At 58.7% G+C, this 25,598-nt stretch carries 19 protein-coding genes; 3 read left to right on the top strand and 16 right to left on the bottom strand.

Annotated features, from left to right (window positions below):
• Nucleotides 1-5 precede the first annotated feature (5 nt).
• The 4 genes from LOY55_RS27900 to rpsU form a co-directional block, all read right to left on the bottom strand.
• A complete protein-coding gene (locus tag LOY55_RS27900) occupies nucleotides 6-3,752 on the bottom strand; it encodes a bifunctional diguanylate cyclase/phosphodiesterase (RefSeq protein WP_223522846.1) in 3,747 nt (1,248 codons plus the stop codon).
• A 122-nt stretch (nucleotides 3,753-3,874) separates the two neighbouring features.
• Nucleotides 3,875-5,722 (bottom strand): RNA polymerase sigma factor RpoD, encoded by a 1,848-nt coding sequence (gene rpoD / locus LOY55_RS27895; RefSeq protein WP_046029963.1) that lies wholly within the window; start codon nucleotides 5,720-5,722, stop codon nucleotides 3,875-3,877.
• Between the two features lie 67 nt (nucleotides 5,723-5,789).
• On the bottom strand, nucleotides 5,790-7,769 hold the full coding sequence (gene dnaG, locus LOY55_RS27890) for a DNA primase (RefSeq protein ID WP_223522844.1): 1,980 nt from the start codon (nucleotides 7,767-7,769) through the stop codon (nucleotides 5,790-5,792).
• 482 nt (nucleotides 7,770-8,251) lie between these two features.
• The gene (rpsU, locus tag LOY55_RS27885) at nucleotides 8,252-8,467 is read right to left on the bottom strand and encodes a 30S ribosomal protein S21 (RefSeq protein WP_002551877.1); all 216 of its coding nucleotides are present in this window, start codon (nucleotides 8,465-8,467) and stop codon (nucleotides 8,252-8,254) included.
• A 199-nt stretch (nucleotides 8,468-8,666) separates the two neighbouring features.
• Between rpsU and tsaD the strand changes: the two genes are divergently transcribed.
• On the top strand, nucleotides 8,667-9,692 hold the full coding sequence (gene tsaD / locus LOY55_RS27880) for a tRNA (adenosine(37)-N6)-threonylcarbamoyltransferase complex transferase subunit TsaD (protein WP_027926719.1): 1,026 nt from the start codon (nucleotides 8,667-8,669) through the stop codon (nucleotides 9,690-9,692).
• A 23-nt stretch (nucleotides 9,693-9,715) separates the two neighbouring features.
• Here tsaD and plsY read toward each other — a convergent pair whose 3' ends face one another.
• Nucleotides 9,716-10,285: a glycerol-3-phosphate 1-O-acyltransferase PlsY gene (plsY, locus tag LOY55_RS27875; protein WP_046029970.1), complete on the bottom strand. Its 570-nt coding sequence runs from the start codon at nucleotides 10,283-10,285 to the stop codon at nucleotides 9,716-9,718.
• Between the two features lie 74 nt (nucleotides 10,286-10,359).
• Between plsY and folB the strand changes: the two genes are divergently transcribed.
• Nucleotides 10,360-10,716, top strand: a complete 357-nt coding sequence (gene folB, locus LOY55_RS27870) for a dihydroneopterin aldolase (protein ID WP_077431164.1) — start codon at nucleotides 10,360-10,362, stop codon at nucleotides 10,714-10,716.
• Nucleotides 10,707-11,225: a 2-amino-4-hydroxy-6-hydroxymethyldihydropteridine diphosphokinase gene (gene folK, locus LOY55_RS27865; protein ID WP_077431165.1), complete on the top strand. Its 519-nt coding sequence runs from the start codon at nucleotides 10,707-10,709 to the stop codon at nucleotides 11,223-11,225. The genes folB and folK overlap by 10 nt, the downstream gene beginning before the upstream one ends.
• Before the next feature lie 82 nt (nucleotides 11,226-11,307).
• Here the strand turns inward: folK and LOY55_RS27860 are convergent, their stop codons facing one another.
• The 11 genes from LOY55_RS27860 to LOY55_RS27810 form a co-directional block, all read right to left on the bottom strand.
• Nucleotides 11,308-12,537: a multifunctional CCA addition/repair protein gene (locus tag LOY55_RS27860; protein ID WP_046029978.1), complete on the bottom strand. Its 1,230-nt coding sequence runs from the start codon at nucleotides 12,535-12,537 to the stop codon at nucleotides 11,308-11,310.
• A gap of 63 nt (nucleotides 12,538-12,600) precedes the next feature.
• Nucleotides 12,601-14,163 (bottom strand): SpoVR family protein, encoded by a 1,563-nt coding sequence (locus LOY55_RS27855; RefSeq protein WP_046029980.1) that lies wholly within the window; start codon nucleotides 14,161-14,163, stop codon nucleotides 12,601-12,603.
• The gene (locus LOY55_RS27850) at nucleotides 14,160-15,431 is read right to left on the bottom strand and encodes a YeaH/YhbH family protein (RefSeq protein ID WP_109785553.1); all 1,272 of its coding nucleotides are present in this window, start codon (nucleotides 15,429-15,431) and stop codon (nucleotides 14,160-14,162) included. The genes LOY55_RS27855 and LOY55_RS27850 overlap by 4 nt, the downstream gene beginning before the upstream one ends.
• A 204-nt stretch (nucleotides 15,432-15,635) precedes the next feature.
• A complete protein-coding gene (locus tag LOY55_RS27845) occupies nucleotides 15,636-17,558 on the bottom strand; it encodes a PrkA family serine protein kinase (RefSeq protein WP_046029985.1) in 1,923 nt (640 codons plus the stop codon).
• A gap of 297 nt (nucleotides 17,559-17,855) precedes the next feature.
• Nucleotides 17,856-18,185 carry a thiosulfate sulfurtransferase GlpE gene (glpE, locus tag LOY55_RS27840; protein WP_008061556.1) on the bottom strand — a complete coding sequence of 110 codons (330 nt, stop codon included), beginning with the start codon at nucleotides 18,183-18,185 and terminating at the stop codon, nucleotides 17,856-17,858.
• Nucleotides 18,182-19,099, bottom strand: a complete 918-nt coding sequence (locus LOY55_RS27835; RefSeq protein ID WP_109785552.1) for a symmetrical bis(5'-nucleosyl)-tetraphosphatase — start codon at nucleotides 19,097-19,099, stop codon at nucleotides 18,182-18,184. Before LOY55_RS27835 ends, glpE begins: the two co-directional genes overlap by 4 nt.
• Nucleotides 19,099-19,479 carry a Co2+/Mg2+ efflux protein ApaG gene (apaG, locus tag LOY55_RS27830; protein ID WP_223522842.1) on the bottom strand — a complete coding sequence of 127 codons (381 nt, stop codon included), beginning with the start codon at nucleotides 19,477-19,479 and terminating at the stop codon, nucleotides 19,099-19,101. Before apaG ends, LOY55_RS27835 begins: the two co-directional genes overlap by 1 nt.
• A 123-nt stretch (nucleotides 19,480-19,602) precedes the next feature.
• Nucleotides 19,603-20,421, bottom strand: a complete 819-nt coding sequence (gene rsmA / locus LOY55_RS27825) for a 16S rRNA (adenine(1518)-N(6)/adenine(1519)-N(6))-dimethyltransferase RsmA (RefSeq protein WP_109785550.1) — start codon at nucleotides 20,419-20,421, stop codon at nucleotides 19,603-19,605.
• Nucleotides 20,418-21,407, bottom strand: coding sequence for a 4-hydroxythreonine-4-phosphate dehydrogenase PdxA (pdxA, locus tag LOY55_RS27820; RefSeq protein WP_046029996.1), 990 nt, complete (start codon nucleotides 21,405-21,407; stop codon nucleotides 20,418-20,420). The genes rsmA and pdxA overlap by 4 nt, the downstream gene beginning before the upstream one ends.
• The gene (gene surA / locus LOY55_RS27815) at nucleotides 21,404-22,720 is read right to left on the bottom strand and encodes a peptidylprolyl isomerase SurA (RefSeq protein ID WP_109785766.1); all 1,317 of its coding nucleotides are present in this window, start codon (nucleotides 22,718-22,720) and stop codon (nucleotides 21,404-21,406) included. Before surA ends, pdxA begins: the two co-directional genes overlap by 4 nt.
• Nucleotides 22,701-25,499 (bottom strand): LPS-assembly protein LptD, encoded by a 2,799-nt coding sequence (locus tag LOY55_RS27810; RefSeq protein WP_258667131.1) that lies wholly within the window; start codon nucleotides 25,497-25,499, stop codon nucleotides 22,701-22,703. The genes surA and LOY55_RS27810 overlap by 20 nt, the downstream gene beginning before the upstream one ends.
• Between the last annotated feature and the right edge of the window lie 99 nt (nucleotides 25,500-25,598).

Raw genomic sequence — 25,598 nt, 5'->3', positions numbered from 1 at the left:
GCGGATTATAGCGACGGTTTCTCGGCTGTGCTATCCGAAAAATCGGATACGGCTATACGAAGAAACGTCGCGGCAAATTCGTCGGGGGGCAGAGGCAGGCTGACGATGTAGCCCTGGATCTGTTCACAGCCTTCGGCAGTGAGGAATTCCTGTTGGGCCACGGTCTCGACGCCTTCGGCAATGACGGTAAATTGCATGCTGCGGCCCAGCGCGATGATCGCGCGAACGATCGCCGCATCGTGCGGATCGTCAGGCAGGCCGCGGACGAACGACTGATCGATCTTGAGAATATCCAGCGGCAAGCGCTTGAGGTAGCTCAGCGACGAATAGCCCGTACCGAAGTCATCGATGGCCAACTGAACACCCAGTTGTTTGAGTTGGTGCAGCACCGCCAGCGCTTCTTCGGCCTGGCTCATGATGAAGTTTTCGGTAATCTCCAGTTGCAGAAAACCCGGCGCGAGATGGCTGTCCTTGAGCAGTTGTTCGATCCGCCCCAACAGGTTCGGTTGGCGCAGTTGGGCGCCTGCGAGGTTGACCGAGAGCGGGCCGAGGCATTCATACACCTGATTCCACTCTTGCATCTGCCGGCAAGCCGTCTCGAGTACCCAGTCGCCAATTTGCAGAATCATGCCGTTTTCTTCGGCCAGGGGAATGAAGTGTTCCGGCGGCACGGTGCCGAAGGTCGGGTGATGCCAGCGAATCAGCGCTTCGGCGCCGACCAGTCGATGGTCGGCGAGGCTGATTTTCGGTTGGTAATGCAGGAATAGTTCGTTGCGCTCGATGGCGCGCCGCAGCTCATGTTCCAGCGCCACGCGTTCGCTGGCCTGTGCGGTGAGGTCGCGGGTGTAGCTTTCAACCCGGTTACGCCCCTTGGCCTTGGAGCGGTACATCGCCGCGTCGGCGTTTTTGACCAGCGTGGCGACGTCCCAGCCGTCGTTGGGGTACAGGCTGGTGCCGATACTGGCGCTGATGAAAAACTCATGCTCCCCGGCCTGGAAGGGCGCGGAGAAACAGTTGAGCAGCTTGGTCGCAATATTGTCGGCATCGCTGGATTGCTGAAGGCCCGGTAGCAGAATGATGAATTCGTCACCACCAAGGCGCGCAACAGTATCGATATCGCGCAACTGCTCTTTGAGGCGCACGGCGATGCCTTTGAGCAGCAGGTCGCCGACGGGGTGGCCGAGGCTGTCGTTGATGTGCTTGAAGCGGTCCAGGTCGAGGAACAGCACTGCGCCCTGGCCGCCGTTTTCCTTCTGCGAGTTGAGTGCGGTTTGTAGTCGGCTTTCGAACAGCGTGCGGTTTGGCAGGCCGGTCAGTGGGTCGTGATGCGCCTGGTAGTCGAGTTTGGCCTGGGCGTGTTTGAGGCTGGAAATATCGGCAAATACCGCCACAAAGTGGGTGATGAATTTTTCCCGGTTGCGCACAGCGCTGATGGTCAGCCAGCTCGGATAGAGTTCGCCGTTCTTGCGGCGGTTGGAAATCTCGCCTTGCCAATGACCTTCGGCTGTCAACTGATGCCACATCGCGGCATAGAATGCGCTGTCGTGGAGGCCCGAAGCGAGCAGGCGAGGGGTGTGGCCCAGTGCTTCGCTCTCGCTGTAGCCGGTAATCTCGGTAAAGGCACGGTTGACCGCGCTGATGTGCTGTTGGGTGTCGGTGATCAACACACCTTCGGCTGTGCTTTCGAATACGGTGGCGGCCTGTTGCAGCTTTTCCTGCATGAGGTGCCGCTCGGTAATGTCCCGGGCAATGGTCAGCATGCAATCTTCATCGCCGATCGGCAGCGGACGGCTCGATACCTCGCAGAGGCGGATCTGCCCGTCGCTGCGGCGGATGTGGCAGCTGAAGTCGCGGACGAAGCCATCGCGGTGCAGCAGGTCGAGCATTTGCTTGCGTTCGTTGAGGTTGACCCATATCCCCAGGTCCAGGGCCGACCGGTCCACGGACATTGCGCTGTTGAAACCGGTAATGCGGCTGAATCCTTCATTGACCTCCAGCAGTAACCCGTCGCTCTGGCGCGACAGCAACAAACCGTCTGGGGAAGCATGAAAGGCCTTGGCGAATTTCTCTTCGGAGGTTTGCAGTTGTTGCTGGGTTTCTTTTAGCTGGCTGATGTCACGCACCACCACTACGAGGGCGGGAGTGGTATCGAGATCAAAGGGTTCGGCGGAAATCAGGCCGGTAAACACGTGGCCATTACTGCGACGAAAGGGCATTTCCAGGTTGCGGATACTGCCGGCCTGCAGACGTTGCAGCAGGCCCGGACCCACACCGGGTATGCCCCAGATGTTCAGGTCGGTGGCGGTCTGGCCTATGACCTCTTCGGCCTTGAGACCAATCTGTTCTTCGAACGCTTTGTTGACCTCTAGCAGACAACCGTCACTAAGCCGCGCGATCACCAGGATGTCCGGGCACTGCTGGAATACCGAGGCGAATTTTTGCTCGGAAAGGCTTAGCGCCTCTTCAGTGCGCTTGGCATCACTGATGTCGATCATCAACCCGCGCAACACCGGCTCATGGCCGTGCTCGATCAGGCTGACGATGTCGCGCACCCACAGGCAGCGGCCATCGGCGGTGATGACCCGGTAATCAACGCTGTGATCGCGCCCGGCCAGCACTTCGTGATCGCAGTAGGTTTGAGCCCGTGTCAGGTCCGCAGGGTGGATGATATTGCGCCAGAACCCCGGAATCAGCCAATGGGACAGGGGATATCCCAGCAGGTCTTCGGCGTGTGGCGACACGTAGCTGTAGGTGTAATCGCTGATCCGTGCTTCCCACGCGATGGCCGACAGACTCTCGACCAGCCCGCGATAGTGGTACTCGCTGCTGCGCAGCTCCTGTTCGAGGTCGACCCGACGAGCAATTTCAGAACTCAGTCGACGGTTGATCCGAATCACCACGGCCAGCATGACCATCAGAAACAGCAGCCCCGGCAAGCCGTAAGCCAGCAGATCCGACCAGAAGCTACGGTGATCCAGGACATTTCCGACCCAGTGTTCCTGAATGGCGCTGATTTCACTCGGGCTCATGTCCGCCAGCACTTTATCCAGAATGCCGACCAGCACCTTGTTGTTGGGGGGCACGGCCATTGCCAGTTGATAGCGATACGGGGTTTCGCCGCTGACATACAACCCTTCGAGCTTGAGCTGACGAAGGCTCCAGACGCTGGAAGCGAGATCGCCCACCACGGCGTCTACTTCATCGGTGGCCAGCGCCTGCAAGGCTGAACTCACATTGGACATCGGCACCAGATTCAAGTCTGGGTGGTGGGTGCGCAGTAGCTCATGCGGCGCATAGTTTTCCACCACGGCAATCTTTAGCCCGTACAGGTCTTCGAGCTTGTGCGGTTGGGCGCCGCCGACATGGGCCAGGATGACAATCGGAAAGTCGAGGTAGGGGCGCGTAAACGACAGGTATGACTGGCGTTCCGGGGTCGACATGATGCCCGGTAACATGTCTAGCTTGCCTTGCTTGGCCTGTTCCAGTACGACCGTCCAACTGACCGGCTCGATGGGCGTGAGTTTGATCGCCAGCCTTTGGCGGATCACGTTGATGTAGTCCGCGGCCAGGCCTTGATAGCGGCCCTGTTCGTCGCGGAACTCAAATGGCGGCCATGACGCGTCCACACCCAAGCGTAAATCCGGGTGTGCGGTCAGCCAGCTACGTTCGTCGTCGGTCAGAGTCAGCGCGCCAGCCGTTGCGGTCCAGGTCATCAGCGACAGCAAAAAAAGCACGGTCGGCAGTCTGGGCATAACGGTCTCGTTATGGCTCGGGGGAATGTTTCGAGTGTAGACGGGCTAAGCGGTGGGGGGGATGTGCGGGGGATTTAATCTGCATAAAGCAAAACCCCCGGCCTGGGCCGGGGGTTCTGTTGTTACTCGTCGAGGAAGGAGCGCAAATGCTCGCTTCTCGTCGGGTGGCGCAGCTTGCGCAGTGCCTTGGCTTCGATCTGACGAATCCGTTCACGGGTCACGTCGAACTGCTTACCAACTTCCTCAAGGGTGTGGTCGGTATTCATGTCGATACCGAAGCGCATGCGCAGAACCTTGGCTTCACGTGCAGTGAGGCCGGACAGCACTTCGCGAGTCGCTTCTTTAAGGCTCTCAACAGTGGCGACATCGATTGGCGACTGCATGGTCGAGTCTTCGATGAAGTCACCCAGATGGGAGTCCTCGTCATCACCGATCGGGGTTTCCATGGAGATCGGCTCTTTAGCGATCTTCAATACCTTGCGGATCTTGTCCTCAGGCATTTCCATGCGTTCGCCCAGCTCTTCCGGAGTCGGTTCGCGACCCATTTCCTGCAACATCTGACGGGAAATACGGTTGAGCTTGTTGATCGTCTCGATCATGTGCACCGGAATACGGATGGTGCGGGCCTGGTCGGCGATCGAGCGAGTGATCGCCTGACGGATCCACCAGGTGGCATAAGTCGAGAATTTGTAGCCGCGGCGGTATTCGAACTTGTCTACCGCTTTCATCAAACCGATGTTGCCTTCCTGGATCAGATCGAGGAATTGCAGGCCACGGTTGGTGTACTTCTTGGCGATGGAGATCACCAGACGCAAGTTCGCTTCGACCATCTCTTTTTTCGCGCGGCGGGCCTTGGCCTCACCGATCGACATGCGACGGTTGATGTCCTTGATCTCGGCGATCGTCAAACCGGTTTCGGTTTCCAGCGCGGTCAGCTTCTGCTGGCAACGAATGATGTCCGGTTGCAGGCGACCAATGGCTTCAGCGTATTTGCTCTTGCCTTTGGCCAGTGCATCGGTCCAGCTTTCGTCAACTTCATTGCCCGGGAACTGGCGCAGGAAGTCGGCACGCGGCATGCGGGCATCACGAACGCAAAGTTGCATGATCGCGCGCTCTTGCTGACGCAGACGATCCAGGGCACTGCGAACACGCTCGACCAGGCCTTCGAATTGCTTCGGAACCAGTTTGATCGGCATGAACAGCTCAGCCAGGGCCAACAGCTCGGCGATTGCCAGCTTATTGCCACGACCGTGCTTTTTCAGCGCCTTGCGGGTGATTTCCATCTGATCGGAGACAGCGCCAAAACGCTGTGCAGCGATGATCGGATCCGGGCCGCTTTCGGCTTCTTCTTCGTCATCCGTTGCTTCGGCGTCATCGTCGTCGGTGTCGTCGGCAGCGGGAGCGGCTTTCGGATCGATCGGCGGTGGCACTTCTGCAGCAGGCGGTGCAATGCCGTCGTCCGGGTCGATATAACCGCTCAGGACGTCGGACAGGCGGCCACCTTCGGTGGTGACGCGAGTGTATTCGGAGAGAATATGGTCAACCGTGCCAGGGAAGTGCGCAATTGCGCCCATCACTTCGCGGATGCCCTCCTCAATACGTTTGGCGATTTCGATTTCGCCTTCACGTGTGAGGAGCTCTACCGTACCCATTTCACGCATGTACATGCGCACTGGGTCGGTGGTGCGACCAATGTCGGTCTCGACCGCTGCCAACGCTGCTGCTGCCTCTTCGGCCGCGGCTTCGTCGGTATCGGCGTCGGCCAGCATAAGGGAATCCTTATCTGGCGCAACCTCGAATACGTTGATCCCCATGTCATTGATCATGCGGATGATGTCTTCCACCTGTTCCGGATCTGAAATATCCTCCGGCAGGTGGTCGTTGACCTCCGCGTAAGTCAGGTAACCCTGCTCACGACCAAGTGTGATCAACTCTTTGATACGAGACTGCTGTTGCGCTTTTCCGGACATAACACCCTATCCACTGAAGGTCTTGGCGGGCAAAAAACAAGCCGAGGATTATACCTGAGCTATGACCTCACGCGCCAGTTGAGGTCGGGTTTGATACAGCCATATTGCGTTTTAATAGGTCGCGCATCTGATTTGCTATCTGATTTGCTTCCTCCGCGGTCAATCCTGGCTGCCTTGCTTTCCTGATTAGTACTTCCAGGCTATCCGTGTGTTGAGCGGCTGATAGCCTAGTAATGGTGTCTAAAAACTGTTGTTCAAGGTTGTCACCTGCAATCAGCCATTCCTTTTCCGCCAATGCCTTGAGCAAACGCCCCTGCTCAGTCCCGTGCCAGCGGGCCATAAGCTGAATTGAGTTTAGCTTAGGATTTTTTTGCACCGCTTCGATCAGTGCGACCAGCAGCTGTGCGTAGGTATTGCTCTCATTGGCGAAATGGTCGGCGGTTTCTACCCGGCCGGCCAGGTCTGGATGATGAATGAGGGTTCGAAGTGCGATCAGCGTTGGGGCTTCCACGGCAATTGGAGTGCGCGGGGCGCTCGGTTGATCACGATCGCCACCGCGTTTGCCATTCTTGTCCCAGGGTTTCTTGTCCCACTTCTTGCCGCCAGCGCCGGGTTTTTTCGGCGTCCACTCCTGCTGCGGCGCGTACATCTCTTGTGACTGCGGCTGATGGTAGTCGCTGTAATCGGGCATGGCGTCGTAATCGATGCCTGGATCGTATGCCGGTGGCGCTTCCTGCGGGGCGCTTTGCGCCAGTTGGCTGACGGCTTCACCGCTAAGCCCGGTGATTTCGCTCAGACGCTGGCGCATCAGGATGCGCAGGTTGGCACCCGGTACCTTGTCGATCAGCGGCGCGGCGAGGGTGGCCATGTGGGCCTTTCCTTCCAGCGAGCGCGGGTCCGACTCCTCGGTCAACTGCTGGAAGAAATAATCCGCCAGTGGCTGGGCGTGCTGGTTGATTCGCGCACGGAAGGCATCCGTGCCTTCGGAGCGAACCAATGTATCCGGGTCTTCGCCTTCCGGCAGGAACAGAAAGCGTGCGCGCCGCCCGTCTTGTAGGCAGGGCAGTGTCGCTTCCAGTGCCCGCCAGGCGGCATTACGGCCAGCCTGGTCGCCGTCGAAACAGAACAGCACGTTGGGCACGACGCGAAACAGACGCTTCAAGTGCTCTTCGCTGGTGGCGGTGCCCAGGGTCGCGACGGCATTGCGCAGGCCTTGCTGGGCGAGGGCGATGACGTCCATATAGCCTTCGACGACGATGATTTCGTCGAGGTTGCGGTTGTTTTTGCGTGCTTCATAAAGACCGTAGAGTTCCTGGCCTTTATGGAAGACCGGTGTTTCCGGTGAGTTCAGGTATTTCGGTTTGTCGTCGCCCAGTACCCTGCCGCCGAAAGCGATGATGCGCCCACGGCTGTCGCGAATCGGGAACATCACGCGATCGCGGAAGCGGTCATAGCGTTTGCCTGTTTCGGCGTTCTCGATCAGCAGCCCGGCGTCGACCATGGCTTTTTGTTGCAGGGTATCGCTGCTCAAGTGCTTGAACAGGTTGTCCCAGCCCGGCGGGGCAAAGCCGAGGCCGAAGTCGCGGGCAATCTCGCCGGTCAGTCCGCGGCCCTTCAAGTAATCCACCGCGGCTTTGCGTGACGGATGGCTTTTCAGCGCCTGACGATAAAAGTCGGCGGCAGCGGTGAGCAGCGGATACAGCGGCGAATCGGTTGGTTGCCGCGGTTTGTGCGCCCGACCGCTTTCTTCACGGGGGATTTCCATACCGGCTGCTTTGGCCAGTTCTTCGACGGCCTGGACGAAATCCAGGTTGTCGTGGTCCATGATGAAGCCGAGGGCGTTACCGCCAGCACCGCAGCCGAAGCAGTAATAGAACTGTTTGTCGGGGCTGACGCTGAAAGACGGGGTTTTCTCTTTGTGGAACGGGCAGCAAGCGGTGTGGTTCTTGCCGGCCTTTTTCAATTGCAGGCGCGAGCTGACCACATCGACGATGTCGGTGCGGTTCAGAAGGTCGTCAATGAAGCTCTGGGGAATTAGCCCGGCCATGGCGTTCTCGTCATCTGCGCTGAAATGGACCTTTAACGAAGGGCGGCCGGACGCGGGTCGTTGTTTGAGGCGCGCAAAAAGTGCGGCTCGACCGGTGTCGTCTGCGTAATCGCTATCGGGGAGTGTATCTGCCGAAAATCCACTGACGTTAATACCAATCAGTAATCGACTGTTTGAAAGTGTTGCGCTGAATCCGCTGCGGCCTGTCGATGGCCTCGGATAGCTCAATAAGCGGGCACGCAAGCAGGTGCCTTGGGCTGATCGTCGTGAGAGGAATCAGTGGGTGTGCTCGTCAGTAGCCTTGGAAGGCTCGTCAGAAAAGACGTGCACCGCTGGCAAAAGAGCCAGGTCTGACGCTGTAAAGCAGGTTTGTCTTGGTCGCGTCTGCGGCTTCGACAGTGAAGCATCAAGCGTTTTACGCAAATGCCATTAGCCCGGCTGAGAGCCGGGCTTGGCAGAAGCTTGCTACGATCGTCTGTGTATTAGTACAGACGAACGGCGCGGCGCTGTTCGCGCTGAACTTTCTTCGCGTGACGCTTAACAGCGGCTGCTGCTTTGCGCTTACGCTCGGAAGTTGGCTTCTCGTAAAATTCGCGGCTACGAACTTCAGCCAGTACACCGGCTTTTTCGCAGGAGCGCTTGAAACGACGCAGAGCTACGTCGAAGGGTTCGTTCTCTTTTACTTTGACGGCTGGCATCCAGAGCTACCTTCATTCATTACCGGGGTCAACATCCTCGCGGCAAAAGAGCACTTGAAGACGTCGGTTTTTAAGGGTTGCGGATGTTAACTCCTCATCGCTCGGAATGCAAAGCCTCTGATCGAAAACCGCTGGTCGGGGCATCACGCGGCGACTATTATGCGCGCCTTCGAATTCAGCCTAAACAAGGCGCAAACCCATGCTAGTACTGGGATTAGAAACCTCCTGCGACGAAACCGGCGTCGCATTATATGACAGTGAACGCGGGCTGTTGGCCGACGCACTGTTCAGTCAGATCGACTTGCACCGCGCCTATGGTGGTGTGGTGCCGGAGCTGGCCTCGCGCGATCACGTGAAACGGATGCTGCCCTTGATTCGTCAGGTGTTGGCCGAAGCTGACTGTGTGCCGACCGAGATCGACGCGATCGCTTATACCGCGGGTCCTGGCCTGGTTGGGGCGTTGCTGGTGGGGGCTTCCTGCGCCCAGGCGCTGGCCTTTGCCTGGGGTATTCCGGCCTTGGGTGTGCACCACATGGAAGGCCACTTGCTGGCGCCTATGCTGGAGACGCAACCGCCCGAATTCCCGTTCGTCGCTTTGTTGGTGTCCGGTGGTCATACGCAGTTGGTTCAGGTCGACGGGATCGGTCAGTACACGCTTTTGGGCGAGACGCTGGATGATGCCGCCGGTGAGGCCTTTGACAAGACCGCGAAGATGATGGGGCTCAATTATCCGGGCGGCCCGGAAATCGCGCGTCTGGCCGAGCAAGGTGTTGCGGGACGATTCACGTTTCCGCGTCCGATGTGCGACCGTCCAGGCCTGGCATTCAGTTTCAGTGGCTTGAAAACCTTCGCCCTGAACACCTGGCAGCAAAGCGTCAGCGCCGGGGACGACAGCGAGCAAGCCCGTTGCGACATCTCTCTGGCGTTCCAGCAGGCCGTGGTGGAGACTTTGACCATCAAGTGCAAGCGAGCCCTGAAGCAAGCGGGCATGAAGCGCCTGGTGATTGCCGGGGGCGTCAGCGCCAACAAGGCCCTGCGCACCTCGCTGGAGAAAATGCTCGGCGACATGAAGGGTGATGTGTTTTATGCCCGCCCGGAGTTCTGCACCGACAATGGCGCGATGATCGCGTTTGCCGGTTGCCAGCGCTTGCAGGCCGGCCAGCATGAATCTTTGGCGATCAGCGTGCAGGCGCGTTGGCCGATGGAGCAGTTGTCTGCGCTTTGATGAGCCGCGCTCACGTCCGGTATTTAAAAATGCCGTTCGCGCCCGGCAAACAGGTCGCGTAGATTGCCGCGATGACGCCAGACAATCAGCCCGGTGAGCACGCTCATGGGCAGCAACGCCGCCGGTTCTTGCCAGGCAAGCAGCGGCAGCGTCAGGGGTGTGGCGATCAGGGCGGCGAGTGAGCTGGTGCGGGTCAGGTAGAATGTCAGCAGCCAGGCGCAGACCGCCAGCAACGCGGCGGGCGGGTATAGCCCCAGCAACATGCCGGCCGCGGTGGCGACACCTTTGCCACCGCGAAAGCGAAAGTACACTGGAAACAGATGGCCGATGACGGCGCAGATGCCGATCCAGGCCTGTTCTTGCAGCGAAAGACCGGCAAGAGCGGCGATCAGCACGGGCAGCAAGCCTTTGCAGAGGTCGCCGAGAAGGGTCAGGACGGCGAGTTTCTTGCCGGCCAGGCGCAACATGTTGGTGGCACCGGCATTGCCTGAGCCACTCATTCGCGGATCGGGACTCCCGGTCAGGCGGCTGAGCAAAATGGCGAAGGACAGCGAGCCGAGCAGGTAGGCGAGGATCGCCAATAACCAAAACATGCTAACTATTCCGGGCGAGGACGCCCTGATTCTAACGGCGCATTGCGCCCTTGTCGTGCAGCGGAGAAAAGTGCTTGGACAGAGTGTTTATCGAGGGCCTGGAAGTCGACACCGTGATCGGTGCCTACGACTGGGAGCGAGGCATCCGACAGTGCCTGCGTCTTGATCTGAGCTTCGCCTGGGACAATCGCCCGGCCGCCGCCGGTGACGACCTGACCCTGGCGCTCGATTACGCCAGTGTGTCGTCGCGCATCCAGGCGTTTGCCGAGCAGGCGCAATACCAACTGGTCGAGACTTTTGCCGAGCGTCTGGTTGAAGTGCTGATGAATGAATTCAAGATCACCTGGATGCGCCTCAAGCTGACCAAGCCTGGCGCTGTCCCGGCGGCCACCGGTGGTGTGGGCGTGGAGATCGAGCGCGGATGTCGCTGACTCAGGTGTACCTCGGGCTCGGTAGCAATATCGAGCGTGAAACCCATTTGCAGGCAGGTCTGGATGCCCTTGCGGAGTTTCTGGTGGATATCCGCTGTTCGGCGGTGTTCGAAAGCCAGCCAGTGGGCATCAAGAGCGGGCCGTTCTTCAATTTCGTGGTGTCGGCTTACACCGATCTGCCGCTGATGGAGCTCGACCGTCGATTGAAATTCATCGAGGCGGACAACGGTCGCTACGCACCGGACCGCAAGGGATTGCCGCTGGATATCGACGTCCTGCTGTTTGGTGATCTGGTGGGTAATTTTGATGGTTTGATCCTGCCGCGAGCCGAAATTTTGAAGAACGCTTTCGTGCTGTGGCCGTTATCGCTGATTGCGCCTGATCGCGTGCATCCGGGTGTAGGAAAGAGCTTTGCGACCTTGTGGGGCGAAGCGCAGATTGATCAAGTATTGGCGCCGGTTGCGTTTGAGTGGCGTGGCGAGCAGCTAACACCTTCGAATTTGCTGTGATTTGACTGACATCATCGCGGGCAAGCCCGCTCCCACAAGGGTTGCATCGTACCTGTGGGAGCGGGCTTGCCCGCGATAGCTTTCAGACAGACGCCGCTTCTTTGTAGGCCTTCAGCGCCTTCAGTCGTTCACGCTTGATCGCTTCACCCAACTCCGGCCCTTTGAAGCCCTTCTCCAGCAGCGGCTGGACCGCCACGCTTCTGGCTGCCGTCGCCGCACCGCGCAAATAATCCGCCTGTGGATAAGTTCTCTGTTCCAGACCTTTGCGTCCGCGTGCATCCATCTCACACGCGTGGATAAATTCTTCGAACCGCTGAGGTCGTCGGTAGACGTCAAAACTCTGTAGCAAATCCAGCAGCGTCGAAGGCTTCAGCTCCAGGGCGCGATGACCATGGGTATGATATTCGCCCACCAGCAGTGCCAGTTCCTGGCAATCTCTCGGTGCCTTGAACCGTTCGTTGACCGCTTTGATCAGCTTCAAACCCCTGTGTTCATGGGCAATGTGCCGGGGCCAGTCTTCTTCGGGTGTCAGTCCTTTGCCCAGGTCATGCAGCAGGCAGGCCCAGCGCACGGTCAGCGGTTGTTTGTGATGCGCCGCTTGCTCGAGCACGCTCAGCGTATGCACCCCGGTGTCGATTTCCGGGTGATGAGCCTCGGGCTGGGGGACGCCAAACAACGCGTCAACTTCAGGCATCAGCACCTTGAGAGCGCCGCACCCGCGCAGCACTTCGATGAACACTTGCGGCTGATCTTCCATCAATGCTCGGGAAATTTCTTTCCAGCTGCGTTCGGCGGTCAGCGCTTCCAGTTCGCCCGATTCGCTGAGCTGGCGCATCAACTCCATGGTCTCGGGCGCGACGTTGAAACCTAGCGGCGCATAGCGTGCTGCAAAACGGGCGACGCGCAGGACACGGAGCGGATCTTCGGCGAACGCGGGGGAAACGTGACGAAGAAGGCGGGCTTCCAGATCGCGCTGGCCATGGTAGGGGTCGGTCAGGTTTTGCTGATCGTCCTCGGCCATGGCGTTAATCGTCAGGTCGCGACGGATCAGGTCTTCTTCGAGGGTGACTTCGGGACTGGCGTGAAAGGTGAAACCGCCATATCCGCGTCCACTCTTGCGTTCGGTACGGGCAAGGGCATATTCCTCACCGCTTTTAGGGTGAAGAAATACCGGGAAGTCCGCCCCGACCGGGCGAAATCCCTTGGCGAGCATCTCTTCAGTGGTGGCGCCCACCACGACCCAGTCGATATCGGTGACAGGTTTGCCGAGCAGGCGATCACGTACGGCACCGCCGACTTTATAAATCTGCATAAAAAACCTCCGTTAGCTCGACAGAATAACCGTTGCGTCGAACTTTCGGAGGCTCAAACCCGCTCAAAGATGAATGACGGCCAAGTCCAGCCGGCCGTAATCCCCTTCGCTATGCTCGTTTCTGGGTGGAACGTGATGGGTTTTCATCACCTGATCGCCTTGCAAGGTTTCCAGGTGGATATCAAAACCCCACAGGCGGTGCAGGTGCTTGAGCACTTCCTCGGTGGACTCGCCCAGCGGTTTGCGGTCGTGTTGCTGGTGGCGCAGGGTCAGGGAGCGGTCGCCGCGCCGGTCAATGCTGTAAATCTGCACGTTGGGTTCGCGATTGCCCAGGTTGTACTGCGCCGCCAGGGTTTCACGGATGATTCGGTAGCCTTCTTCATCGTGAATCGCTGGTACGAGCAGGTCGTCCTTTTGATCGTCATCGAGAATGCTGAACAGTTTCAGGTCGCGAATCACTTTCGGTGACAGGTACTGAAGGATAAAACTCTCATCCTTGAAGCTGCTCATGGCGAACTTGATGGTTGACAGCCAGTCGGTGCCGGCAATTTCCGGGAACCAGTGGCGATCTTCATCGGTGGGTTCTTCGCACATCCGCCGGATGTCCCGGTACATGGCAAACCCGAGGGTGTAAGGGTTGATTCCGCTGTAGTAAGGGCTGTCAAAGCCGGGTTGAAACACAACGCTGGTGTGGGATGTCAGGAACTCCATCATGAAGCCGTCGGTGACCAGGCCTTCGTCGTACAGGTCGTTCATCAACGTGTAGTGCCAGAACGTGGCCCAGCCTTCGTTCATCACCTGGGTCTGGCGCTGAGGGTAAAAATACTGAGCGATCTTGCGCACGATCCGCACGATTTCCCGCTGCCAAGGCTCCAGTAGCGGCGCGTGTTTTTCGATGAAGTACAGGATATTTTCCTGAGGTTCGGCGGGGAAGCGTGCATTGTCCTTGTCGCTGTACTTGTCTGCGCCTTTTGGAATCGTGCGCCACAAATCATTGATCTGTTTCTGCAAATGCTCTTCCCGATCCTTTTGCCGGCGCCGTTCTTCTTCAGCGGAAATCGGGTAGGGGCGTTTGTAGCGGTCGACACCGTAGTTCATCAGTGCGTGGCAGGAGTCCAGCAAGTCCTCCACCGCGTCGATGCCGTGGCGCTCCTCGCACTGCATGATGTACTGCTTGGCAAACACCAGGTAATCAATGATCGAGCTGGCGTCGGTCCAGGTGCGGAACAGGTAATTGCCTTTGAAAAAGCTGTTATGCCCGTAGCAGGCATGTGCCACGACGAGCGCCTGCATGCAGATGGTGTTTTCTTCCATCAGGTAAGCGATGCACGGGTCTGAGTTGATCACGATCTCGTAGGCCAGCCCCATCTGCCCGCGACTGTAGGACTTTTCCGTGCTGAGGAAGTGTTTGCCGTAGGACCAATGGTGGTACCCCAGTGGCATACCGACCGAGGCGTAGGCGTCCATCATCTGCTCGGCGGTGATGACTTCGATCTGGTTGGGGTACGTATCGAGTGCGTAACGAGCTGCCAGGCGGCTGATTTCGCGGTCATAGGCCTGGATCAGCTCGAACGTCCATTCGGAGCCGGTGGAAATGGGTTGGCGCTTCTGCTCTTTGGCGGTCATGTCACTAACCTGCGCTGGAAGAGTTCACGGAAGACCGGGTAGATATCCCCGGCCGAGACCAGTTGCTGCTGGGCGAAAGTGTCAGAAAAGGCTTCGGCTATGCGCTCGTACTCGAACCACAGGGCCTGATGTTCGCGCGGGGTGATCTCAACGTAAGTGTAGTACTGCACGAACGGCATTATCTGGTTGATCAGAATGTCACGGCAGATCGGCGAATCGTCATTCCAGTTGTCGCCGTCCGAAGCCTGGGCGGCATAAATGTTCCACTCGTTGCTCGGATAACGCTCGGCCATGATCTCCTGCATCAGTTTCAAGGCACTGGACACGATGGTGCCGCCGGTTTCGCGCGAGTAGAAGAACTCTTCTTCATCCACTTCGCGGGCACTGGTGTGGTGGCGGATGAACACGACGTCGATCTTGTCGTAGTTACGCTTGAGAAACAGGTACAGCAGGATAAAGAAGCGCTTGGCGATGTCCTTGGTCGCCTGCGTCATGGAGCCGGAGACGTCCATCAGGCAGAACATCACCGCTTTGGAACTGGGATTGGGCTGCTTGATGAGCAGGTTGTACTTGAGGTCGAACGTATCGAGGAACGGGATGCGATGAATGCGCGCACTGAGTTTTTCGATTTCTTCTTCGATTTTCTGGATATCGCCGAAGTTGTCCGGTTCCTCCAGCTTCAGGCGCAGAAGTTCTTCTTTGGCTTCACGCAGTTTCGCCCGGCTGCTGCCGGACAGGGCAATGCGCCGTGCGTGGGCCGAACGCAGGGTGCGGATGATATTGATGCGCGACGGGTTGCCTTCGTTGCTGATGCCTGCACGCACCGTTTTGAACGTGTCGGTGCCGGTCAGGTTGCGTTTGACCAGATTCGGCAATTCGAGGTCTTCGAACATGAACTCGAGGAATTCTTCCTGGGTGATCTGGAAGACGAATTCGTCCATCCCTTCACCCGAGTTGCCAGCCTTGCCGGGGCCTCTACCGCCGCTACCTCCGGGTGGGCGGGCGATGTGCTCGCCGCTGGTGAACTCCTTGTTGCCTGGATGTACGACGGTTTGTTTGCCGCCGCGACCGTGATGAAGCACCGGTTCGTCGATGTCCCGACCGGGAATGCTGATCTGTTCGCCGTGTTCCATGTCGGTAATGGACCGCCGGCTGACCGCCTCTTCGACAGCCTTTTTGATGTGGTCACGGTAACGCCGCAGAAACCGCTGACGGTTCACCGTGCTCTTGTTCTTGCCATTGAGACGTCGGTCGATCACATAGCTCATGACTGCTCCTTAGAAGCTGTCCTGAAAGGGGCGAGCGGTGGTGCAGCATCGAACCGAGGGCCAAGGGATATGCGACGCTCCCCCAAGCGCTGTGGATGCTGCTTGAACTCGCTACCGACTTTCGAACACCTTCCAGAGGCTTGTGTAACAGAAAATGCATGCACAGGCCTCTGGCTGACGACAACCGGTCTGACCGGCAGCGGGTTATTGTGATTTTCTGACCCGCAGGTACCACTCGGACAGCAGTCGGACCTGTTTGTCGGTGTAACCGCGCTCGACCATCCGTGTGACGAAGTCGTTGTGCTTCTGCTGGTCCTCTTTGCTGGCCTTGGCGTTGAAGCTGATGACCGGCAGGAGGTCCTCGGTGTTGGAGAACATTTTCTTCTCGATGACCACCCGAAGTTTTTCGTAGCTGAGCCAGGTCGGGTTCTTGCCGTTGTTGTTGGCCCGGGCGCGCAGCACGAAGTTGACGATTTCGTTGCGGAAATCCTTCGGATTGCTGATGCCGGCCGGTTTCTCGATTTTCTCCAGCTCTTCGTTCAGGGCGACACGATTGAGGATTTCGCCGGTTTCCGGGTCGCGGTATTCCTGGTCCTGGATCCAGAAGTCGGCGTACAGCACGTAGCGATCGAAGATGTTCTGGCCGTACTCGCTGTACGATTCGAGGTAAGCGGTCTGGATTTCCTTGCCGATGAACTCGATGTAACGCGGTGCCAGGTACTCCTTGAGGAAGCGCAGGTAGCGCTCGCGGGTTTCAGCCTGGAACTGTTCCTGTTCGATCTGTTGTTCCAGCACGTACAGCAAATGCACCGGGTTGGCGGCGATTTCGTGCGGATCGAAGTTGAAGACCTTCGACAGGATCTTGAACGCGAAGCGGGTCGAAAGACCGTTCATGCCTTCGTCGACACCAGCGTTGTCGCGGTATTCCTGGATCGACTTGGCCTTCGGATCGGTGTCCTTGAGGTTTTCACCGTCGTACACACGCATCTTGGAGTAGATGTTCGAATTTTCCGGCTCCTTGAGGCGCGAGAGCACGGTGAACTGGGCAAGCATTTTCAGGGTGTCGGGCGCGCAATGGGCCTTGGCCAGCGAACTGTTGAACAGCAGCTTGTCGTAGATCTTCACTTCGTCGCTGACCCGCAGGCAGTACGGCACTTTGACGATGTAGATCCGGTCGATAAACGCTTCGTTGTTCTTGTTGTTGCGGAAGGTGTGCCATTCCGATTCGTTGGAGTGGGCCAGCAGGATCCCGGTAAACGGGATCGCCCCGAGGCCTTCGGTACTGTTGTAGTTACCTTCCTGGGTGGCGGTCAGCAATGGGTGCAGCACCTTGATCGGCGCCTTGAACATTTCGACGAATTCCATCAGCCCCTGGTTGGCGCGGCACAGGGCGCCCGAGTAGCTGTAAGCATCGGCGTCGTTCTGTGGGTATTCTTCCAGTTTGCGGATATCGACCTTGCCCACCAGGGCCGAGATGTCCTGGTTGTTCTCGTCACCCGGCTCGGTCTTGGCCACGGCGATCTGATTGAGGATCGACGGATAGAGTTTCACCACCCGGAACTGGCTGATGTCGCCGCCGAATTCGGCCAGGCGCTTGGTGGCCCATGGCGACATGATGGTGTTGAGGTAGCGCCGCGGGATGCCGAAGTCTTCTTCGAGGATCGCGCCATCTTCGGTGGCGTTGAACAGACCCAGTGGCGACTCGAATACCGGTGAGCCCTTGATTGCGTAGAAGGGCACTTTTTCGATCAGTTGTTTCAGCTTCTCGGCCAGGGATGACTTACCGCCACCGACGGGGCCAAGCAAGTAGAGGATCTGTTTCTTTTCTTCCAGGCCCTGAGCGGCATGACGGAAATACGACACGATCTGGTCGATGCATTCTTCCATCCCGTGGAAGTCTTCAAAGGCCGGATAGCGACGGATCACTTTGTTGGAAAAGATTCGCGACAGTCTCGAGTTGGTCGAGGTGTCGAGCAGCTCCGGTTCTCCGATGGCCAGCAGCAGACGCTCGGCGGCGGAAACGTAGGCGCTGCGGTCCTTTTTGCACAGCTCAAGATACTCTTGCAGTGAGAGTTCTTCCTGGCGTGTGGACTCGAAGCGTTGTTGGAAGTGGCTAAAGATACTCATGACGTCACCTCGCTCGATACGTGGAGCCGACGCCGGATCACTCAGTCGATGCTGGCAGCAACCGAACAGGCGGTTGCTGTTTACCCCCCAGAACTCTTTCGGTGCTGACTACGCCGAAAGCTACTCCCGATGACCCGCGCGCCGGTGTACCGGCTCTCCCCTGTTTTGGATGGCCTGCGCTTAAGGATAGTTGGGAATTCGGGAGGTAAAGGCGAGATACGTAATAAGTTATGCCAGACCGTTCGTCTGCCATCGCGCGAGCCCGCGGGGCACGGGGGCTCGCACGTTACAAAAAAATTATTCCGAGGTGCCTTGCGCTGTTTCCGCAGGATAGGTCGTGCGCCACAGCTCAAAACCGCCATCCATGCTGTAGACGTCCGAGAATCCCTGGCTAATCAGGTAGGCCGCGGCGCCCTGGCTGGAATTGCCGTGGTAGCAGACCACGACGGTGGGGGCGTCCAGGTCTGCGCCCTGGATAAAGGCATGCAGGGAATGGTTGTCCAGATGCTTCGAGCCGCTGATATGCAGCGCGGCGAAGGTAGCAGGGTCGCGAACATCGACCACCACGGCGCCTTGTTCACGCAGGGCCTGAGCCTGCTCTGGGGGGATACGTTTGAATTCGCTCATGGCGGGCTCCTGTGGCTCGTCGGTAACGCAGTCTGGCGCGGGGCGCTGGCTGGCGATTGTTCGGTAGTGATTGGGGCGATTGGTGGCGTGCTATGGCCCTGGTCGTCGCATTTGCATTGCAGGCGCTCGCCGGTGTCGACATTCATCAGCGTCATGGCGCCACCCCACACACAACCGGTATCGAGGGCAAAGATCCCCGGCTCGTCACACTGGCCTTCGAGTGCAGCCCAATGACCGAAGATGATCTTCAGGTCTTTGGTCTTGCGCTCTTTGTAAGTGAACCATGGCTTATAGCCCGGTAGTGCAGTGTCGGCGCCTTCCTTGCTCTTGAGGTCGAGTTTGCCTTCGCGAGTGCAGAAACGCATGCGGGTGAAATAGTTGGTGATGACACGCAGGCGGGCTACACCCTTGAGGTCGTTGTCCCATTTCACCGGTTCGTTGCCATACATACCGTCGAGGTACGGCGCGATACGGTTGTCGTCGTGCAGCGCCTCTTCAACTTCGGCGGCGTATTTCAGGGCTTTGCGCAACGACCACTGGGGCGGGATGCCGGCATGAACCAGTGCGATGTTGCGCAGTTCGTCGTAGTGCATGAGCTTTTGCTGGCGCAGCCATTCCAGCAGTTCCGCGCGATCAGGCGCTTCGAGTATCTCGCGCAGGGTGTCGGCTTTCTTCAGGCGTTCAATGTTATGCCCGGCGGCCAGCAAGTGCAGGTCGTGGTTGCCCAGGACACACACCAGCGATTCGCGAATGCCGTAGAGAAAGCGCAGTGTCGCCAGCGACTGCGGGCCGCGGTTGACCAGGTCGCCTACCAGCCAGAGGTGATCCTTTGCAGGGTCGAAGGCGACTTGTTCAAGCAAGCATTGCAGGGGCTCGAGGCAGCCTTGCAAGTCGCCGACCGCGTACGTTGCCATCAGTGCAAGGCTCCGGGCACCGCCAGACGGAATGGAGCGATGATGGCGTCGAAATGCTTACCGTCGTCGGCAATCATCTGATAAGTGCCTTGCATGGTGCCGACCTTGGTGGTCATGACCGTGCCGCTGCTGTACGTGTGGCTCTCGCCCACCTCGATCAACGGTTGCTGGCCAACCACGCCGGCACCGCGAACCTCTTCGACATGCCCGTCACCATCGGTGATCACCCAATGCCGCGACAGCAGTTTGGCCGGTAACTCGCCGTTGTTGTGCACGGAAATGGTGTACGCAAAGGCAAAGCGACTTTGCTCGGGTTGCGATTGTTCTGCCAGATAGCGGGTGACGACGCTGACGTCGACCTGATAACGAGGATCGGACATGCAAGAGGCCTTAAAAACGAAGCGGGACGCGGGGCTTAGCTGATGGAGTTCAGTCTAGGCCAAGTATCGGGTAGTAAACCAGACATCGCGTCTGGCGTCCTACCCGATAACGCTCGTCACCTGTCAGTCGGCGGCGGGTTTGTTCAGGACTTGTTCGCTGAGCTTGTCGGCCAGGCGCACGAAAGCGGCCAGGTCGAGCTGCTCGGGACGCAGGCTGCCATCGACGCCAGCCGCTTCGATCTCGGCATTGCTCAGGAGCAACTTGAGGGTGTTGCGCAGGGTCTTGCGGCGCTGGTTGAACGCTTCGCGAACGACGCGTTCCAGCAGTTTGTGGTCTTTGGCCGGATGCGGCAATACCGCGTGTGGCACCAGGCGCACAATGGCCGAATCAACTTTTGGCGGCGGATTGAATGCGCCCGGTCCGACGTTGAACAGATGCTCAACCCGGCAGTGGTACTGAACCATGATCGACAGGCGGCCCCAGTCACCGCCACCAGGACCCGCCGCCATGCGCTCGACCACTTCTTTTTGCAGCATGAAGTGCATGTCGCGGATCAGGCTGGCGTTGTGCAACAGGTGAAAAATCAGCGGTGTAGAGATGTTGTACGGCAGGTTGCCGACCACGCGCAGACTGCCCGGCGCGGCATTCAGGCTGTTGAAGTCGAACTTCAGGGCGTCACCCTGATGCAGGCTGAAGTTGCTCCTGCCGGCGAACTGCTGATTGAGGATCGGGACCAGGTCCTTGTCCAGTTCCACTACGTCCAGCTGGGCGCCGCTGTTGAGCAGGCCCTGAGTCAGCGCACCCTGGCCCGGGCCGATTTCCAATACGCGGTCTTCGGCTTTGGCATGGATGGAGCGCAGGATGCGGTCGATAACACCGGCATCGTGCAGGAAGTTCTGGCCAAAGCGTTTGCGCGCCTTGTGTTGGTAATGCTCGGTCATAAACGGGTCTCGGCCATCTGGTAGGCGGTTTCCAGGGCGACTTGCAGGCTGCCGGTGTCGATTCTGCCACTGCCGGCCAGATCCAGGGCGGTGCCGTGGTCGACTGACGTGCGGATGATCGGCAAGCCGAGGGTCACGTTGACTGCCGCGCCGAAGCCTTTGTATTTCAGCACAGGCAGCCCCTGGTCGTGGTACATCGCCAGCACCGCGTCGCAGTGCTCCAGATATTTGGGGGTAAACAGAGTGTCGGCGGGCAGGGGGCCGCGAAGGTCCATGCCTTCACCGCGCAGGCGCTCTAATGTAGGTTCGATGATGTCGATTTCTTCATGGCCCAGGTGTCCGCCTTCGCCGGCATGCGGGTTAAGCCCGCAGACCAGGATGCGTGGCTGGGCGATGCCGAATTTGTCTTGCAGGTCGGCATGCAGGATTCGTGTGACCCGCTCCAGACGCTCCGGTGTGATTGCATCGGCAATCTCGCGAAGGGGCAGGTGAGTGGTGACCAGTGCCACGCGCAATCCGCGGGTGGCAAGCATCATCACCACTTGGGCGGTATGGGTCAGGTCAGCGAGAAACTCCGTGTGCCCGGAAAAGGCAATGCCGGATTCGTTGATCACGCCCTTGTGCACGGGGGCGGTGATCATGCCGGCGAAATGCCCGTCCAGGCAGCCTTGGCCCGCGCGGGTCAGGGTTTCCAGGACGAAAGCGGCATTGGCCTTGTCCAGTTGGCCGGCGGTGACCGGTGCATTGAGCGGTGTATCCCAGACATACAGGCTGTTGGCGGGTGCGGGTACATCCGGCCAACTGTCCGGGGTGACCGGCAATACATCGACAACCACACCCAGCTGCGCGGCCCGCTCAAGGAGCAGGTCGCGGCTGGTAATGGCAATCAGGGGGTGTGGCTGGGCTTGCGAGGCGAGCAGCAGGCACAGGTCAGGGCCTATGCCGGCCGGTTCGCCGGGTGTCAGCGCGAAACGCTTGGGTTTCACTGCGCTGCCTGGTCTGCACCAGGAAGTTTGATCTCTACGTACGCTTCGTCACGGATCTGACGCAGCCAGGTTTGCAGCTCTTCGTCGTATTTGCGGTTACGCAGTACGGTCATCGCCTGTTGCTCACGAGCCTGGGCAGTGCTGTCAGTGGCGCGACGGCCAAGGACTTCCAGAACGTGCCAGCCGTATTGGGTCTGGAATGGCTTGGACAACTGACCTTGTGGGGTCTTGGCCATCACTTCGCGGAATTCCGGTACCAGTGCGTTCGGGTCGACCCAGTTCAGGTCACCGCCGTTGAGGGCGGAACCCGGGTCTTCCGAGTAGCTCTTCGCCAGTTCGCTGAAATCTTCCCCCGCCTCGATGCGCGAGTAGAGCGACTGAGCCAGAGCCTTGGTTTTGGCTTCATCGCGGATCGGACTTGGTTTGACCAGGATGTGGCGCACGTGCACTTCGTCGCGTACCTGGGTCTGGCCGCCACGCTTTTCGAGGATCTTCAGGATGATGAAGCCGCCCGGTGTGCGCATCGGTTGTGTGACTTCGCCAATGGACATCGAGCTCAGCATGCGATCGAACGGAGGGGGCAATTGAGCGGCTTTACGCCAGCCCATGTCGCCGCCTTCCAGTGCGGTTTCGCTGGCGGATTTGGCGATTGCCAACTGACTGAAGTCAGCGCCTTGCTTGAGCTGCTGGTAAATCGAATCGGCCTGCTTGGCGGCATTCTGAATCGCATCGGAGTTGGCGCTTTCCGGTGTCGGGATCAGGATGTTGGCCAGGCGGAACTCTTCGGACAATTGCATCTTGCCGAGGTCGGACGCGAGGAAGTTCTTCACTTCCTGTTCCGACACCTGGATGCGCTCGGCCACACGACGCTGACGCACACGGCTGATGACCATTTCACGGCGAATCTGTTCACGGGCGTCGTCGTAAGACAGGCCGTCATGAGTCAGGGCCGCGCGGAATTGATCCACCGACATGTTATTGCGCTGGGCAATGGTGCCAACCGCCTGGTTCAGTTCTTCATCGGTAATGCGGATGCCCGAACGTTCGCCGATCTGCAGTTGCAGGTTTTCGACGATCAGACGCTCAAGCACCTGCTGCTCCAGCACGCTGGCTGGTGGCACGGCAGTGCCGCGCTTGGCAATGGTTTGCTGAACTTCACGGACGCGTTGGTCCAGTTGGCTCTGCATGACCACGTCGTTGTCGACGATGGCCACCACTTTATCGATGGACTGTACGGCGGCGTTGGCCGCAGTACCCAGGAACAGCGCGCCCAGCAAGAGCGGGCGCAGACAATCAGAAAGCTTGGTCTTCACGTTCACGATAACCTTGGATGCCTTTGTCGAGGAAACTCTCTACTTTGGCGCCGGTGAGGCCGCCGAGTCCCTTCAGAACAATTTGGAGGAAGACGCCGTGGTCGCCTTTTTCGTTTTGTGGAGCCTGCTGACTGAACTCGTCATAGGAAACCCAGTAACGGTTGATCAGGCGCAGTTTCCAGCAGCAGTTGTCGTACTCGAAACCACCGAAGGCTTCCAGGGTACGGTCACGGTTGTAGTCATACTGCCAGCGGCTGATGGCGTTCCATTGAGGCACGATCGGCCAGATAACCGAAAAGTCGTGCTGCTCGATCTTGTAGTAGTCCTTCACGTAGCCAGGCTGGCCAGGGGTGCCATAGTCACCGCCACCCACGGACCACTTACCGGTGTTCTGGTCATAACGGACCTGGTCATTGCGATAGCGATAGCCGGCGTTGATGACTTTGTTCGGGTTGTCCTCAGGCTGGTAGTGGAACATCGCGCTGCCCGAGCGAGGGCTGCGGCTGTCCGGGTCCCAGTTGTAGTCGGCCGTGGTGCGCCAATCGCGGTTCCAGCGGTATTCGTATTCCAGTGCGTAAGGCGAAACATTTGACTGCGCATCGGTGCGGGTTTTTGCGTCGATACCCGGCAACTGGACTTCGCGATCCTTGAAGTACAAGGCCTGGCCTACGCTGATGCGCTGACGTTCGAAACCATCGTCTTCGATCCAGCGGTTGGTGACGCCCAGCGACAGCTTGTTCTCGTCGCCGACACGGTCGGACCCGGAGAAGCGGTTGTCACGGAACAACGATGCATAGTTGAAGGTGTATTCGCTGGTGTCGAAAACAGGAATGTCTTCCTGGTCCACTTCTGGCACATAGAGGTAGTACAGACGCGGTTCAAGGGTCTGGCGATAGTTCTTGCCGAACCATTGGGTGTTGCGATCGAAGTACAGGCCGCTGTCGATGCTGGCAATCGGTACGCCACGGTTTTGATTGCTGTCGAAGGTACCGTTGAGCTGGTCCTGTTCCGGGGTCTGTGCAGCAATCTGCGATTTGCCGATGCTGTCGAGGTCCAGTTGGTACTGCGTGTACTGGTATTTGAGCTTGGGCGTCAGGAAACCATACGTCGAGCTCATTGGCAGGCTGATGGCGGGTGCCAGGTTCAGGCGGTCGCCGGTGGCACGTGCCAGGCCTTGAACGTTGGTATCCAGGCGCGGCGACTCGTTCCCGTCTTCGTCGGTGAACGTGCCGTTTTTCAGGTCGCGATCAAATCGCACGACTTCTGTTTCGTAGTCGAAATCAAGCCCGCCTGGATGAGTAGGCAATGAACCATTAAAGGTGATCTGCGGCAAACGATCATACGGCGTGATGTTGGAAACGGTCGCCAGCTCATAGGCCTGGGCGTTGATGCGAGCGATGTAGCTGTCGCCACGGTAGGTGACCGAGCCTTGCTGATTCACGTAGTCGGCGCTTTTTACACCGATCTGGTCAGTCTGCAGATCCTGGAAGTAATACGGATCGCTGATCTTGGTGTAATCGACCTGCGTGAGCACTCGCGAGTCGAGACCGCCCTTGTGCTGCCAGTTATACATGTAGCGGTCTTTCTGGTAGTCGGTCTGCTTGCTGCGATCGGTATCTTCGTCGTTGAGGTACGCAGCACCGAACTGACCTTCGCTGGACTTGGTCAGGTAGCGGAATTCGCCTTCCATCAGCAAGCCATGCTTTTCCATGTAGCGCGGGTACAACGTGGCATCGTAGTTCGGTGCCAGGTTGAAGTAATACGGTGTGACCAGCATGAAGCCGGTATCGCTGCCGGTGCCGATGGTCGGCGGCAGGAAGCCGGACTGGCGACGGTCGTCGATCGGGAAGTAGATGTACGGCGTGTACAGGACAGGAATGTCCTTGACCCGCAATGTCACGTTGGTCGCGGTGCCGAAGCCGGTCGCCGGGTTCAGGGTGATGTTGTTACCCTTTAGCTGCCAGGCGTTGCTGTTCGGTTCGCAGGTGGTGTACGTACCATCCTTGAGGCGGATGATCGCGTTTTCCGCACGTTTGGCGTACAGCGCGTTACCGCGGATGCGGGATTTGTGCATCACGTATTCGGCGTTGTCGACCTTGGCTTCACCGGTGTCGAGCTGCACATCGGCGTGGTCGCCGACGATCAGCGCGCCGTTGTCGCGAATACGCACGTCGCCATTGAGTTCGGCGCGGCTCTCGGCCTGATACAGGCTGGCCTCGTCGGACTCGACCTGCATGCTGCCCTGACGCAACACGACGTCTCCGGCCAGCGTGCCGACTTGATCTTCGGTGTTGTAGCGTGAGGCCTTGGCACCGATAAAGGTGGGCGCGTCACTTTTATTCGTCTTGTCATTCATGCCAGGACGAATCGGTTCGATATAGGAACCAGAGCAGTAAGGACCGGTTTCAGCCAATTGCGCGGCAGTGAGATTTTCGCGTGGCACCCAGTCGAGGTGGCTGTAATCTTCACTGCGCGACTTCATGCCGCGGCCTTTGGCCTCGGTAACGAGTGCGGGCTTGGCGCCGGTGTCTTCGCTGGAGCCGTTCTCGGCTGCGGCTTCGCCAGTGGCGGAAACTGCGCTGCCCTCATGGATGGGACGCGGTGGCAATGCCGCCGCCGGCGATTTTGGCGCACAGTCCCAGGAGCCCGAAGCAGAGACTGAGCAGTCATACTGTTCCGCGGCGACCACGAATGAAGTGGCTAGGGGTTGCAGGGCCAGCAGACTGCCGGTAACCAACAACGGAAATTTTTTACGAAACGCGGGGGATTTCAATGCCATCTTATTAGTCCGGGCTTCCTGCGTGCCATCTGCCCGCGGTGTGGGCCGCACGCCTCTCGATGGTCTGAAAAAGATGCTGGATAATAAAGCATGACCCGC

It is taken from the genome of Pseudomonas sp. B21-040 (assembly GCF_024748695.1).
Taxonomy (GTDB): Bacteria; Pseudomonadota; Gammaproteobacteria; order Pseudomonadales; family Pseudomonadaceae; genus Aquipseudomonas.
This window is presented reverse-complemented; position numbering and strand designations above follow the sequence as displayed.